This window comes from Burkholderia sp. MSh2 (assembly GCF_000731655.1).
Taxonomy (GTDB): domain Bacteria; phylum Pseudomonadota; class Gammaproteobacteria; order Burkholderiales; family Burkholderiaceae; genus Burkholderia; species Burkholderia paludis.
The window spans coordinates 18,347-32,227 of record NZ_JPGM01000029.1; the positions used below are offsets into that span (position 1 = coordinate 18,347).

Genomic DNA, 13,881 nt, shown 5'->3' on the forward strand with positions numbered 1-13,881 from the left:
ACCGAACCATGAAGTCGACGAAGATCGCCGCGCTTGCCGCGGCCGTGCTGGCGAGCGGCGCGTTCACGCACGCGGCGTTTGCCGAAACGGATGCCGCGACCTGCCGCACCGTGCGTTTCGCGGATATCGGCTGGACCGACATCACGTCGACCACGGCGCTCGCGTCGACCGTGTTCGAGGCGCTCGGCTACAAGCCGACCACGACGATCGCGTCGGTGCCGATCTCGTTCGCCGGCCTGAAGAGCAAGCAGCTCGACGTGTCGCTCGGCTACTGGTGGCCCGTGCAGCAGAAGCAGCTCCAGCCGTTCCTCGACAGCAAGTCGATCAGCGTCGTCGAGCCGCCGAACCTGTCGGGCGCGAAGGCGACGCTCGCGGTGCCGAGCTACGAATACCAGGCCGGCCTGAAGAGCTTCGAGGACATCGCGAAACACCGCGCGGAGCTCGACGGCAAGATCTACGGGATCGAGCCGGGCAGCAGCGCGAACGCGACGATCCAGAAGATGATCGACACGAACCAGTACGGGCTCGGCGGCTTCAAGCTCGTCGAATCGAGCGAGGCCGGGATGCTGGTGACGGTCGAGCGCGCGATCCGCGACAAGAAGTGGGTGGTGTTCCTCGGTTGGGAGCCGCACCCGATGAACATCCAGTTCAGCATGAACTACCTGTCCGGCGGCGACGCGGCGTTCGGGCCGAACTACGGCGAGGCGCGCGTGTACACGCTGACGGCGCCCGACTTCATCGCGCGTTGCCCGAACGCCGGCAAGCTCGTCACGAACCTGCGCTTCTCGACGCAGCTCGAGAACCAGCTGATGCAGTCGGTGATGAACAAGACGAAGCCTTCCGACGCCGCGAAGGCCTACCTGAAGAAGAATCCGCAGGTGCTCGAACCGTGGCTCGCGGGCGTCAAGACGTTCGACGGCAAGGACGGGCTGCCGGCCGTGAAGGCGTATCTCGGCCTGTGACGGCCCGCGCCACCCCCGCAATGCGACACAACCCGAATCAAGCGAGGCATCCAGCATGAACCATGAAGTCATCATCACCTGCGCCGTCACCGGCGCGGGCGATACGGTCGGCAAGCATCCGGCGATTCCGGTCACGCCGAAGGAAATCGCGGCCGCCGCGATCGAGGCCGCGAAGGCCGGCGCGACGGTGGCGCACTGCCACGTGCGCGATCCGCAGACGGGGCGCGGCAGCCGCGACCCGAACCTGTACCGCGAAGTGGTCGACCGCATCCGCTCGGCCGACGTCGACGTGATCATCAACCTGACGGCCGGCATGGGCGGCGATCTCGAGATCGGCCCGGGCGAGGACCCGATGCGTTTCGGCAAGGGCACCGACCTGGTCGGCGGCCTCACGCGTCTCGCGCACGTCGAGGAGCTGCTGCCCGAGATCTGCACGCTCGACTGCGGCACGCTGAATTTCGGCGACGGCGACTACATCTACGTGTCGACGCCCGCGCAGTTGCGCGCCGGCGCGAAGCGCATCCAGGAACTCGGCGTGAAGCCGGAGCTGGAGATCTTCGACACGGGCCATCTGTGGTTCGCGAAGCAGTTGCTGAAGGAAGGGCTGCTCGACGATCCGCCGCTGTTCCAGCTGTGTCTCGGCATTCCGTGGGGCGCGCCGGCCGATACGGGCACGATGAAGGCGATGGTCGACAACCTGCCGCCGGGCGCGCACTGGGCCGGCTTCGGGATCGGCCGCATGCAGATGCCGATGGTCGCGCAGGCGATGCTGCTGGGCGGTCACGTGCGCGTCGGCCTGGAAGACAACATCTGGCTCGATCGCGGCGTGCATGCAACGAACGGCACGCTCGTCGAGCGCGCGAGAGAGATCGTCGAGCGGCTGGGCGGCCGCGTGCTGTCGCCCGCCGAAGGCCGTCGCAAGCTCGGCCTGCCGGCGCGCGGCGAACGTCCGCTCGAACGTCGCGCGATCGCCGAGTTCGCGTGAGTAGGCCGGTCGACCGGCCGATACGACCCGGCGGCGCGCACGAGCGCGACCGCCCACCGATTTCCCCTGATTCGAAGGATGCGTGGACATGGCAGTGATTACCGACATCAAGACGTTCGCCGCGATCGGCACCGGCGTGATCGGCAGCGGGTGGATTTCCCGCGCGCTCGCGCACGGTCTCGACGTGGTCGTGTGGGATCCCGCGCCGGGCGCGGAGGCGAGGCTGCGCGCGAACGTCGCGAACGCGTGGCCCGCGCTCGAGCGCGTCGGCCTCGCGCCGGGCGCCGATCCCGCGCGGCTGCGGTTCGTGTCGACGATCGAGGCGTGCGTCGCCGACGCGGATTTCATCCAGGAAAGCGCGCCGGAGCGCGAGGCGCTGAAGCTCGAACTGCACGAACAGATCAGCCGCGCGGCGAAGCCCGACGCGATCATCGCGTCGTCGACTTCGGGGCTGCTGCCGACGGATTTCTACGCGCGGGCGACGCATCCGCAGCGCTGCGTGGTCGGCCATCCGTTCAATCCCGTCTACCTGCTGCCGCTCGTCGAGGTGCTCGGCGGCGAGCATACGTCGCCGGAAGCGGTCGAGGCCGCGATGGCGATCTATCGCAAGCTCGGCATGCGGCCGCTGCACGTGCGCAAGGAAGTGCCGGGCTTCATCGCGGACCGGCTGCTCGAGGCGCTGTGGCGCGAGGCGCTGCACCTGGTCAACGAAGGCGTCGCGACGACCGGCGAGATCGACGACGCGATCCGTTTCGGCGCGGGCATCCGCTGGTCGTTCATGGGGACGTTCCTGACCTACACGCTCGCCGGCGGCGATGCGGGCATGCGACACTTCATGCAGCAGTTCGGCCCCGCGCTCGAATTGCCGTGGACGAAGCTGGTCGCGCCGACGCTCACCGACGCGCTGATCGACAGCGTCGTCGAGGGCACGACCGAACAGCAGGGCGCGCGCAGCATCAAGGAACTCGAACGCTATCGCGACGAGTGCATCACCGAGGTGCTGAAGGCGATCGCCGCGGTGAAGGCGCGGCACGGGATGCGATTCGAGGACTAGACGATGACGGGCGATACCCCGCTGACGATGTACCGCGACGTGGTGCGGCCGGAATGGGTCGACTACAACGGCCACCTGCGCGATGCGTTCTACCTGCTGATCTTCAGCTTCGCGACCGATGCATTGCTGGATCGCATCGGGCTCGACGACGCCGCGCGCCGCGAGCGGGGGCGCTCGGTCTATACGCTCGAGGCGCACGTGAACTACCTGCACGAGATCAAGGAAGGCACGCCCGTGCGCGTCGACGCGCGCGTGCTCGCGCACGACGCGAAACGGCTGCACCTGTATCTCGAACTGTTCGCACACGGGCATGACGACGCGGTAGCGGCGAGCGAGCAGATGCTGCTGCACGTCGATACGCGCGACGGCGCGAAGTCGGCGCCGTTCGACGACGATGTCGCCGCGCACGTGGCCGGGCTGCATGCGTTGCAGCGCGATTGCCCGGCGCCCGCGTACGCGGGCCGCGTGATCGGGCTGCCGCCGCGCCGCTAGCCGGCGTCAACTGTCCACCCTGGAGCGCACGATGCTCGAACCGGAAATCGCGGCATTCGTCGCAGCCGTCGACGCGTGGTACCCGGCCGGCGCGGCGGCGCGTTCGGCCGACGAGCAGCGCCGCCTGTACGACCGCTTCGCGGCGGCCTGGACGCCGGCTGCGCTGCCGGCCGGCATCGTGCAGCAGGACGCGGTGTGGCACGCGCCCGACGGCCGCGCGATCGCGCTGCGGCGCTACGCGGCCGCGCACGGCACGCCGCGCGGCACGGTGCTGTTCTTTCATGGCGGCGGCTTCGTCGTCGGCTCGCTCGACAGTCATGCGCTGATCACCGCGCGGCTGGCGGCCGATACGGGGCTCGACGTGATTGCCGTCGACTACCGGCTTGCGCCCGAACACCGTGCGCCGGCCGCGCTGGAGGATTGCCTGGACGTCGCGCGCGCGGCGCGCGATGCGGTGTTGCCGTTCGGGCCGTGCGCACGGCCGCTGACGCTCGCGGGCGACAGCGCGGGCGGCATGCTCGCGGCGGCCGTGGCCACCGCGCTGCGCGACGCGGGCGAAGACGGTATCGACGGCATCGCGCTCGTCTATCCGATGCTCGGGTTCGAGCCGCAGTCGCCCGCGCGCGAGACGGAAGCGCATGCGCCGATGCTGACGCTCGACGATGTCCATCGTTATCGCGCGCAGTACTGGGGTGCCGACCTGCCGGAAGCGCCGGCGGGCGGCACGCCGCTGCTGCGTGCATCGGTGCCGCTCGCGGCGGCGCGTTTCGACGGCCTGCCGCCCGTGCTCGCGATCGGCGCGGAACACGATCCGCTGCGCGACGACGCGCGCGCATACGTCGAACGGATTCGCGCGGCCGGCGGCGCCGCGCATTACTGGATGGGAGAGGGGCTGGTGCACGGCTGCTGGCGCGCGCTCGGAACGAGCCCGCAGGCGGCGCGGCTGCACCGCACGGTCGGCGGGTTTCTGCTCGCACCACTGGCGTAGCGGGCGTTTCCGGGAGGCAACGATGCAGGCAGCGCAACACCGTATCGAGGACTGGCGGACCTTTGCCGCGGACGCGGCCATCGCGACGGCGACGATCGGCGACGGAGCCGTGAACGTCGAGTGGAGCGACACGCGACGATCGCCGTTTCATTTCGACTGGCTGCGCGACAACTGCGCGTGTCCCGCATGCGTGCACGCGGTCACGCGCGAACAGGTATTCGAGATCGCGGATGCGCGCGAGGACCTGTGCGCGCTCGCCGTGCAGGTCGACGCCGACGGCGCATTGCAGGTCGCTTGGAACGACGGGCATCGCAGTGCGTGGTCGCCGGGGTGGCTGCGCGCGCATGCCTACGACGACGCGTCGCGCGCGGAGCGCGAGTCCGCGCACGGGCGGCACGTCTGGGCCGGCGGCGACGCGACGGCCATCGGCGTGTTTGCCTGGCGCGACGTGATGCACGACGACGGCGCATTGCTCGCATGGCTCGCCGCGTTGCAACGCACGGGGCTCACGCTCGTCGAAGGCGTGCCGGCCGAGCGCGGCCGCGTCGACGGAGTCGCGCGCCGGGTCGGCCTGATCCGCGAGAGCAATTTCGGCGTGCTGTTCGACGTCGAATCGAAGCCGCGCCCGGACAGCAATGCGTATACGTCGCTGAACCTGCCGCCGCATACCGATCTGCCGACGCGCGAACTGCAGCCGGGCGTGCAGTTCCTGCATTGCCTCGCGAACGACGCGACGGGCGGCGACAGCGTGTTCCTCGACGGCTTCGCGCTTGCCGACGCGCTGCGGCGCGAGCATCCGGCCGATTTCGAGCGGCTCGCGTCGACGCCGTTCGAGTTCTGGAACAAGAGTGCGAACAGCGACTACCGCTGTTCGGCGCCGGTCATCGGGCTCGATACGCGCGGCAACGTGACCGAGGTGCGCGTCGCGAATTTCCTGCGCGGGCCGCTCGATGCGCCGGCCGGCTCGGTCGCGGCGGTCTACCGCGCATACCGGCGGTTTCTCGCGCTCGCGCGCGAGCCGCGCTTTCGCGTGCAGCGACGGCTGCGGGCGGGCGACATGTGGGCGTTCGACAACCGGCGCGTCCTGCATGCGCGCACCGAGTTCGATCCGTCGACCGGCCGCCGGCACCTGCAGGGCTGCTACGTCGATCGCGACGAGCTGCTGTCGCGATGGCGCGTGCTGTCGCGCTCGGCGCCTGCCGCGGCCGCGTCGCGCTGAGCGTCACTCAGTCCGTCGCTCAGTCGGCGCTGGGGGGCATTCCTCCGCGGGTGAAAAAGCGCCCGGACGCCAGGCGCCCGGGCGAAGCCACCCGCTGCCGGGCGGCGGAGGTATGGGTTTCATAAAAAAGGACGAGCCCCGCAAGGGGGCTCGTCCGGATACGCTTCGATCGCGCGGCGCCCGTCACGGGCGCATCGGCTTACTGGCCGAAGAAGATCGAGTCGCGTGCTTTCGACGCTGCAGCCGGTGCGCCCGAGTGGACGGCCGGTGCCGGTTGCGCGCCGTAGCCGCTGGTGTCGGCACCATGAACACGCGCTTCGGCGCTCTGGATGTCGTTCGGGTAGTACGGGCTCGACAGGCCCGGCTTGTAGCCGGCTTGTTCGAGCTGCGCCAGTTCGTTCTTCACTTGTGCGCGGGTCACGGTGCTTTGAGCGAATGCGCCGAACGAAGCGGACAGGGCGGCAGCGGCAACGACTGCGGAAACGAGCGATTTCATGATGACCTCCGGTGTTTTATTGGGTTCGCTCTCGACACCATGTCTTGAGCGATTGACGAAATCTTAGTCATCGGAGGGTTCAGGGTAAACGCTGATTTTGACGATAGATTGTTTCCTGCGCCGTAACAGTAGCGGGTCGATCCAGTCTTGCAATCTGCTTTCTTTTCAGCCCTTGTAATAAGTATGAAGAATATTGCGGCAGGCGGGCGCGTTTCAGCGCGCCTCGGCCGTTGCGTCGAACGGCCGGCCTGGCGCACGTCCGGCCGGCGCGCCCGAACTGAGGAAGCGCACGCCCGTCGCGGCCTCCGATGCGTCCCACAGCAGCGCCGCCGCGGCGGCGTCGCGGGCCGCGCGCGGTACGCTCGCGGGCGCCGGCAGCCCGCGCGATTCGAACCAGCCGGACGGCCCGATGTACGCGCCGCCCGCGAGATCGGGCGCGGTCGCCGCATGAATCGCGGGCAGCGCACCCTGGTCGGCCGGCTGCGCGAGATAACGGTTCGCGGCGCGCATCAGCGCCGCGCGGGCGGGCGCGCTGTCCATCGCGGGGCCCGCGAACTGCAGGTTGGTCGCCGCGTAGCCCGGGTGCGCGGCCACGCTGATCCCCGCGAACGCCGCGCGCTCGAAGCGGCGCTGCAGTTCGATCGCGAACACGAGGTTCGCGAGCTTGCTGTCGCAATAGGCGAGATAGCGGTTGTAGCGCCGTTCGGCGCGCAGGTCGTCGACGCGAATCCGGCCGCCGCGGCCGAGGCCGCTCGACATCGTCACGACGCGCGCCCGGCGCGCGGCGCGAAGCGCGGGCAGCAGATGGCCGGTCAGCGCGAAATGGCCGAGGTGGTTGGTGCCGAACTGCATTTCGAAGCCGTCGCGGGTATGGCGCAGCGGCAGGAACATCACGCCGGCGTTGTTGCAGAGGATATCGACGCGGCCGTGGCGCTCGGCGACGTCGGCCGCGAAGCGCGCGATCGACGCGAGATCGGCGAGGTCGAGTGCATCGACTTCGACGCGGGCGTCGGGATGGAGCCGGCGGATCGCGTCGGCCGCCTGCGCGGCGCGGGCGGCGTCGCGGCAGCCCATCACGACCGTCGCGCCTTTCGCGGCCAGCGTTTCCGCGAGCTGCCAGCCGAGCCCGCTGTTGGCGCCGGTCACGACGGCGACCTTGCCGCCCTGCGCCGGGACGTGGCGCGCGCTCCATGCATGCATGTCTGCCTCCATCGGCGCGACCGGCCGGCCGCGGCGCTTCATCGTTACATTGATTGCTGTAACGATAGTGGTCGCAGACGTGGCAGACAAGCGGGGGAACTAGACCGGCGCTTCTAGGGCCGGCGCGTGGGGTGGCGCGACGTGCCGTGTCGCGCGGCGGGCGGGCGTTACCTGCTCCCGGCCAGCGCGAGCACTTCAGCGGCGGAAATCATCGCGGCCGCGTTCGCGGGCGCCGGGCGTTCGGCCGGACGGAAGACTTCGTCGCCGCGCTGGATGACCTGGCGCGACAGTGCGCAGGTGCCGGTACGTTGCGCGAAGCGGCGGCGCCAGCGCTGCTCACCGTAGTGACAGCGGCCGGGTTCGACCCAGCGGACAACGAGCAGCGTATCGGAACGTTCGAGGATTTCGACGTGGACGTCGGCGGGATCGAGCGCAGGCAGGGATTGGGATGCCTTCATTTTGCCGGTTCCTAAAGCTCGTGCGGTTTCGGCCGTGGCAGTGGATGTCACTGCCCGATGGCGAATCCGTAGCGGTTTCCATGAGTGGTCCGCTAAATGTAAGCGTCTGTGACCGGAAAAAACATCCTGTCTGGCTCAAATTACCTTTTTCTGAATTAGAAACAATCCACGCTTATTTTCTTGGAAACCACGGACAAAAGTGCCCCGGACGCGAAGTCCGGGGCGGAAAATCGGCCCGCGCACCGTGTCTGCTCGCCCAGTCACGGCGTCCATCGCCGGGGGACGGAGATGCCCGCGAGATCCTGAGCGGGCGGGAGGCGATGGTCCGGAAGCGCGGTCCGGCACGCCATGATGGCGCGCACATGCCGTTGAGATCCTGACGCGAACATGACTGTTTCGTCAGTTTGGCGCGGCGGGCCTGCCGGTTGCCTGCGAGGAACCGGCGGAAAGCCTCGCCGATACTGGGTTGACGCGATTCCCGATGCGCGCCGGCATCGCCGGCGGACGCCGGTTTTTTCTCCATCCGCCGGATTGGCGCGGCCGGGTAAATACTGAATCGCGATTTCGTGACAAACGCAGGATCCCTTCCTATGATTGGTTGGACCTTTAGTCCTTTGTGCCAATCGGCCTGCTGACGGCCGGCTTTTCCGGGAGAGGTGCTCATGAGATTGCAGGGCAAGCGCGCGCTGGTGACGGCGGCCGGGCAGGGCATCGGCCGCGCGACCGCGCTGCGGTTCGCGAGCGAGGGCGCCGACGTGCTGGCGACCGACATCAACGAAGCCGCGCTCGTGCGGCTCGAGGCCGACGCCCGGCGCGCGGGCGGGCGGCTGGCCACGCGGCGGCTCGACGTCACCGACGCGCAGGACGTCGCGGCGCTCGCCGCGGGCGAACGCGCGTTCGACGTGCTGTTCAACTGCGCGGGCTATGTGCATCACGGCTCGATTCTCGATTGCGACGAAGCCGCCTGGGCGTTCTCGCTGAACCTGAACGTCACGTCGATGTACCGGCTGATCCGTGCGTTGCTGCCTGCGATGCTCGACGCCGGCGGCGCGTCGATCGTGAACATGGCGTCGGCCGCGTCGAGCGTGAAGGGCGTGCCGAACCGCTTCGTGTACGGCACGACCAAGGCGGCGGTGATCGGGCTGACCAAGGCGGTGGCCGCCGATTTCGTCGAGCAGCGCATCCGCTGCAACGCGATCTGCCCGGGCACGATCGAGTCGCCGTCGCTGGAGCAGCGGATCGCGGAGCAGGCGCGCACGCGCCACGTGCCGGCCGACGAGGTGCGCCAGGCGTTCGTCGCGCGCCAGCCGATGGGCCGCATCGGCAGCGCGGACGAAGTGGCCGCGCTCGCGCTGTACCTGGCGTCCGACGAGGCGGCGTTTACGACCGGCGCGATTCACCTGATCGACGGCGGCTGGTCCAACTGAGCGCGTCGAGCCGACCGCCTCTTCCTGCCCCTTTCCATTTGGACAGACAACATGAAACTGCTCAGATTCGGCGACAAACATCATGAAAAACCGGGCCTGCTCGACGCGCAGGGCCAGCTTCGCGACCTGTCCGGCGTGATCGACGACATCGCCGGCGATGCGCTGACGCCGGCGTCGCTCGCGCGGCTGCGCGATATCCCGCCGTCGTCGCTGCCGCGCGTCGACGGCACGCCGCGGCTCGGCGCGTGCGTCGGCCGGGTCGGCAAGTTCATCTGCATCGGCCTGAACTATTCCGACCACGCGGCCGAATCGGGGATGGACGTGCCGAAGGAGCCCGTCGTGTTCGGCAAGTGGACGAGCGCGATCTCCGGGCCGAACGACGACGTCGAGATCCCGCGCGGCTCGGAGAAGACCGACTGGGAAGTCGAGCTCGGCGTCGTGATCGGCCAGGGCGGCCGGTACATCGACGAGGCCGACGCGCTGTCGCACGTCGCCGGCTACTGCGTCGTGAACGACGTGTCGGAGCGCGCGTTCCAGCTCGAACGCGGCGGCACGTGGGACAAGGGCAAGGGCAACGACACGTTCGGCCCGCTCGGCCCGTGGCTCGTGACCGCCGACGAAGTGCCCGATCCGCATGCGCTGCGGCTGTGGCTCGACGTCGACGGCCGCCGCTACCAGAACGGCACGACCGCGACGATGGTGTTTCGCGTGCCCTGCCTGATCAGCTACCTGAGCCGCTTCATGAGCCTGCAGCCGGGCGACGTGATCTCGACCGGCACGCCGCCGGGCGTCGGCCTCGGGCAGAAACCGCCCGTCTACCTGCGCGCCGGGCAGGTGATCACGCTCGGCATCGACGGGCTCGGCGAGCAGCGCCAGCGCACCGTGCAGGCCTGATTTCCCATAACGGACAGTCCATCATGCCCATCATTCGATCGATGCGCGTCCTCGACGTGCGCTTCCCGACCTCGCGCCAGCTCGACGGCTCCGACGCGATGAATCCGGACCCCGATTACTCGGCCGCGTACGTCGTGCTCGAAACCGACCGCGACGGGCTCGAAGGCCACGGGCTCACGTTCACGATCGGGCGCGGCAACGAGATCTGCTGCGCGGCGATCGACGCGATGCGCCACCTCGTCGTCGGCCTCGACCTCGACTGGATCCGCGAGGACATGGGCCGCTTCTGGCGGCGCGTGACGTCGGACAGCCAGTTGCGCTGGATTGGACCCGACAAGGGGGCGATCCACCTGGCGACGGGCGCCATCGTCAACGCGGTGTGGGACCTGTGGGCGAAGGCCGTCGGCCAGCCGCTATGGCGGCTCGTCGCCGACATGAGCCCCGAGGCGCTGGTGCGCGCGATCGATTTCCGCTACCTGACCGACTGCCTGGCGCCGGACGAGGCGCTCGACCTGCTGCGCCGCCAGGCGCCCGGCAAGGCCGCGCGGATCGCGACGCTGGAGCGCGACGGCTACCCGTGCTATACGACATCGGCGGGCTGGCTCGGCTACGGCGACGACAAGCTGCGCCGGCTGTGCCGCGAAGCCGTCGACGCGGGGTTCGACCACGTGAAGCTGAAGGTCGGCGCGAACCTGGAGGACGACATCCGCCGCGTGACGATCGCGCGCGAGGTGATCGGCCCCGGGCGCAAGCTGATGATCGACGCGAACCAGGTGTGGGAGGTCGACGAGGCGATCGACTGGGTGCGCGAGCTGGCGTTCGCGCGGCCGTGGTTCATCGAGGAGCCGACGAGCCCCGACGACGTCGAAGGGCATCGCAAGATCCGCGAGGCGATCGCGCCGGTGCAGGTCGCGACCGGCGAGATGTGCCAGAACCGCGTGTTGTTCAAGCAGTTCATCGCACGCGGCGCGATCGACGTCGTGCAGATCGACGCGTGCCGGCTCGGCGGCGTGAACGAGATTCTCGCGGTGATGCTGATGGCCGCGAAGTACGGGCTGCCGGTCTGCCCGCATGCGGGCGGCGTCGGGCTGTGCGAATACGTGCAGCACCTGTCGATGATCGACTACGTGTGCCTGTCCGGCACGAAGGAGGGGCGCGTGACCGAATACGTCGATCATCTGCACGAGCATTTCGTCGAGCCGTGCGTCGTGCGCGGCGCGGCTTACCTGCCGCCGACGGCGCCCGGCTTCTCGATCGAGATGAAGCCCGAATCGCTGGAGCAATACCGGTTCCGCGGCTGACGCACGGCAACGCACGCGGTACGACGCGCGTCGTGCGCGGCGACAACATGAACGACGGAGACGCGAAGTGGATTTGAACCTGCAGGACAAGGTCGTGATCGTGACCGGCGGCGCATCGGGCATCGGCGCCGCGATTTCGACGCGGCTGGCCGACGAAGGCGCGATTCCGGTGGTGTTCGCGCGCCACGCGCCCGACGATGCGTTCCGGCGCGAACTCGCGCGCCGGCAGCCGCGCGCCGTATTCCTGCCGGTCGAATTGCAGGACGACGCGCAATGCCGCGACGCGGTCGCGCAGACGGTCGCGCAATTCGGCCGCCTCGACGGCCTCGTCAACAACGCGGGCATCAACGACGGCGTGGGCCTCGACGCGGGCCGCGACGCGTTCGTCGCATCGCTCGAGCGCAACCTGATCCACTACTACGTGATGGCGCACTACTGCGTGCCGCACCTGAAGGCCGCGCGCGGCGCGATCGTCAACATCTCGTCGAAGACGGCCGTGACCGGGCAGGGCGACACGAGCGGCTATTGCGCATCGAAAGGCGCGCAGCTCGCGCTGACGCGCGAATGGGCGGTTGCGCTGCGCGACGACGGCGTGCGCGTGAACGCGGTGATTCCGGCCGAAGTGATGACGCCGCTGTACCGGCGCTGGCTCGCCGGCTTCGACGATCCCGATGCGAAGCTCGCCGGCATCGCCGGCAAGGTGCCGCTCGGCAAGCGCTTCACGATGGCCGACGAGATCGCCGACACGGCGGTGTTCCTGCTGTCGGCGCGCGCGTCGCACACGACGGGCCAGTGGCTGTTCGTCGACGGCGGCTATACGCATCTCGACCGTGCGATCGGCTGAATGCGGCGGAACCCCGAACCCATGCAACCCGATCCGAACCTGAACGCCGCGCCGCCGCTGGTGGCCATGCGCGGCATCGGCAAGCGCTTTCCGGGCGTGCAGGCGCTCGACGATTGCCGCTTCGAGCTGCGCGCCGGCGAAGTGCACGCGCTGATGGGCGAGAACGGCGCCGGCAAGTCGACGCTGATGAAGATCCTCGCGGGCGTGTACCCGCGCGACGACGGCGAGATCCGGATCGCGGGCCGCGCGGTGGAGATCGCCGATCCGCGCGCCGCGCAGGCGCTCGGGATCGGCATCATCCATCAGGAACTGAACCTGATGAACCACCTGAGCGTCGCGCAGAACATCTTCATCGGCCGCGAGCCGCGCGGCCGCTTCGGCGTGTTCGTCGACGAGGACCGGTTGAACCGCGACGCGGCCGCGATCTTTCGGCGGATGCGGCTCGATCTCGACCCGCGCACGCCGGTCGGCCGGCTGACGGTCGCGAAGCAGCAGATGGTCGAGATCGCGAAGGCGCTGTCGTTCGACTCGCGCGTGCTGATCATGGACGAGCCGACCGCCGCGCTCAACGACGCGGAGATCGCCGAGCTGTTCCGCATCATCGGCGACCTGCGCGCGCACGGCGTCGGCATCGTCTACATCTCGCACAAGATGGACGAGCTGCGCCGGATCGCCGACCGCGTGACCGTGATGCGCGACGGCAAGTACGTGGCGACCGTGCCGATGGCGGACACGTCGATGGACGCGATCATCGCGATGATGGTCGGCCGCCCGCTGGATACGGATGCGCGCACGCCGCCCGATACGTCCGCGAACGACGTCGCGCTCGAGGTGCGCGGGCTGTCGCGCGGCCGCGCGATCCGCGACGTCGGCTTCACGCTGCGGCGCGGCGAGATCCTCGGCTTCGCGGGGCTGATGGGGGCGGGCCGCACCGAGGTGGCGCGCGCGGTGTTCGGCGCGGACCCGGTCGACGCGGGCGAGATCCGCGTGCACGGCCGGCTCGTGACGATCCGCACGCCGGCCGACGCGGTGAGGCACGGGATCGGCTACCTGTCCGAGGATCGCAAGCACTTCGGGCTCGCGGTCGGCATGGACGTGCAGAACAACATCGCGCTGTCGAGCATGCGCCGCTTCGTGCGCCGCGGCCTCTTTCTCGACGCGCGCGCGCTGCGCGACGCCGCGCAGGGCTACGTCCGGCAGCTCGCGATCCGCACGCCGTCGGTGACGCAGCCGGCGCGCCTCCTGTCGGGCGGCAACCAGCAGAAGATCGTGATCGCGAAATGGCTGCTGCGCGACTGCGACATCCTGTTCTTCGACGAGCCGACGCGCGGCATCGACGTCGGCGCGAAAAGCGAGATCTACAAGCTGCTCGACGCGCTCGCCGCCGCGGGCAAGGCGATCGTGATGATCTCGTCGGAACTGCCCGAGGTGCTGCGCATGAGCCACCGCATCCTCGTGATGTGCGAAGGGCGCGTCACCGGCGAACTGCGCGCGGCCGACGCCACGCAGGAAAAGATCATGCAGCTCGCGACGCAGCGCGAGTCGACCGTATTGTCCTGAT

14 protein-coding genes are annotated in these 13,881 nt (G+C 69.3%); 11 read left to right on the top strand and 3 right to left on the bottom strand.

Going from position 1 to position 13,881, the window contains the following annotated elements:
• Positions 1 to 8: 8 nt before the first annotated feature.
• The 6 genes from GQ57_RS18880 to GQ57_RS18905 all read left to right on the top strand — a co-directional run bounded on the left by GQ57_RS18880 (position 9) and on the right by GQ57_RS18905 (position 5,700).
• Positions 9 to 962, top strand: a complete 954-nt coding sequence (locus tag GQ57_RS18880; RefSeq protein ID WP_034198704.1) for a choline ABC transporter substrate-binding protein — start codon at positions 9 to 11, stop codon at positions 960 to 962.
• Positions 963 to 1,017: 55 nt separating this feature from the next.
• Positions 1,018 to 1,947 (top strand): 3-keto-5-aminohexanoate cleavage protein, encoded by a 930-nt coding sequence (locus GQ57_RS18885; RefSeq protein ID WP_031402801.1) that lies wholly within the window; start codon positions 1,018 to 1,020, stop codon positions 1,945 to 1,947.
• 88 nt (positions 1,948 to 2,035) lie between these two features.
• Positions 2,036 to 3,001 (top strand): L-carnitine dehydrogenase, encoded by a 966-nt coding sequence (locus tag GQ57_RS18890; protein WP_031402802.1) that lies wholly within the window; start codon positions 2,036 to 2,038, stop codon positions 2,999 to 3,001.
• A 3-nt stretch (positions 3,002 to 3,004) separates the two neighbouring features.
• Positions 3,005 to 3,493, top strand: a complete 489-nt coding sequence (locus tag GQ57_RS18895) for a thioesterase family protein (protein WP_031402803.1) — start codon at positions 3,005 to 3,007, stop codon at positions 3,491 to 3,493.
• A 31-nt stretch (positions 3,494 to 3,524) separates the two neighbouring features.
• On the top strand, positions 3,525 to 4,481 hold the full coding sequence (locus tag GQ57_RS18900) for an alpha/beta hydrolase (protein ID WP_034198705.1): 957 nt from the start codon (positions 3,525 to 3,527) through the stop codon (positions 4,479 to 4,481).
• A gap of 22 nt (positions 4,482 to 4,503) precedes the next feature.
• On the top strand, positions 4,504 to 5,700 hold the full coding sequence (locus GQ57_RS18905; RefSeq protein ID WP_031402805.1) for a TauD/TfdA family dioxygenase: 1,197 nt from the start codon (positions 4,504 to 4,506) through the stop codon (positions 5,698 to 5,700).
• 199 nt (positions 5,701 to 5,899) lie between these two features.
• Here the strand turns inward: GQ57_RS18905 and GQ57_RS18910 are convergent, their stop codons facing one another.
• The 3 genes from GQ57_RS18910 to GQ57_RS18920 form a co-directional block, all read right to left on the bottom strand.
• Positions 5,900 to 6,196, bottom strand: a complete 297-nt coding sequence (locus GQ57_RS18910) for a DUF4148 domain-containing protein (protein ID WP_031402806.1) — start codon at positions 6,194 to 6,196, stop codon at positions 5,900 to 5,902.
• Positions 6,197 to 6,409: 213 nt separating this feature from the next.
• A complete protein-coding gene (locus GQ57_RS18915) occupies positions 6,410 to 7,396 on the bottom strand; it encodes an oxidoreductase (protein WP_031402807.1) in 987 nt (328 codons plus the stop codon).
• Positions 7,397 to 7,563: 167 nt separating this feature from the next.
• Entirely contained in the window at positions 7,564 to 7,854 is a 291-nt protein-coding gene (locus tag GQ57_RS18920) for a DUF3331 domain-containing protein (protein WP_031402808.1), read from the bottom strand.
• 662 nt (positions 7,855 to 8,516) lie between these two features.
• Here GQ57_RS18920 and GQ57_RS18925 point away from each other — a divergent pair.
• The 5 genes from GQ57_RS18925 (at position 8,517) to GQ57_RS18945 (ending at position 13,880) form a co-directional block, all read left to right on the top strand.
• Positions 8,517 to 9,281 (top strand): SDR family oxidoreductase, encoded by a 765-nt coding sequence (locus GQ57_RS18925; protein ID WP_034198706.1) that lies wholly within the window; start codon positions 8,517 to 8,519, stop codon positions 9,279 to 9,281.
• A gap of 51 nt (positions 9,282 to 9,332) precedes the next feature.
• Positions 9,333 to 10,175, top strand: coding sequence for a fumarylacetoacetate hydrolase family protein (locus GQ57_RS18930; protein WP_034198707.1), 843 nt, complete (start codon positions 9,333 to 9,335; stop codon positions 10,173 to 10,175).
• A gap of 23 nt (positions 10,176 to 10,198) precedes the next feature.
• Entirely contained in the window at positions 10,199 to 11,476 is a 1,278-nt protein-coding gene (locus GQ57_RS18935) for an L-fuconate dehydratase (RefSeq protein WP_031402811.1), read from the top strand.
• 67 nt (positions 11,477 to 11,543) lie between these two features.
• On the top strand, positions 11,544 to 12,320 hold the full coding sequence (locus GQ57_RS18940; protein ID WP_031402812.1) for an SDR family oxidoreductase: 777 nt from the start codon (positions 11,544 to 11,546) through the stop codon (positions 12,318 to 12,320).
• A 21-nt stretch (positions 12,321 to 12,341) separates the two neighbouring features.
• Complete coding sequence (locus GQ57_RS18945) at positions 12,342 to 13,880, top strand: sugar ABC transporter ATP-binding protein (RefSeq protein ID WP_034198708.1); 1,539 nt, start codon at positions 12,342 to 12,344, stop codon at positions 13,878 to 13,880.
• Position 13,881 lies beyond the last annotated feature (1 nt).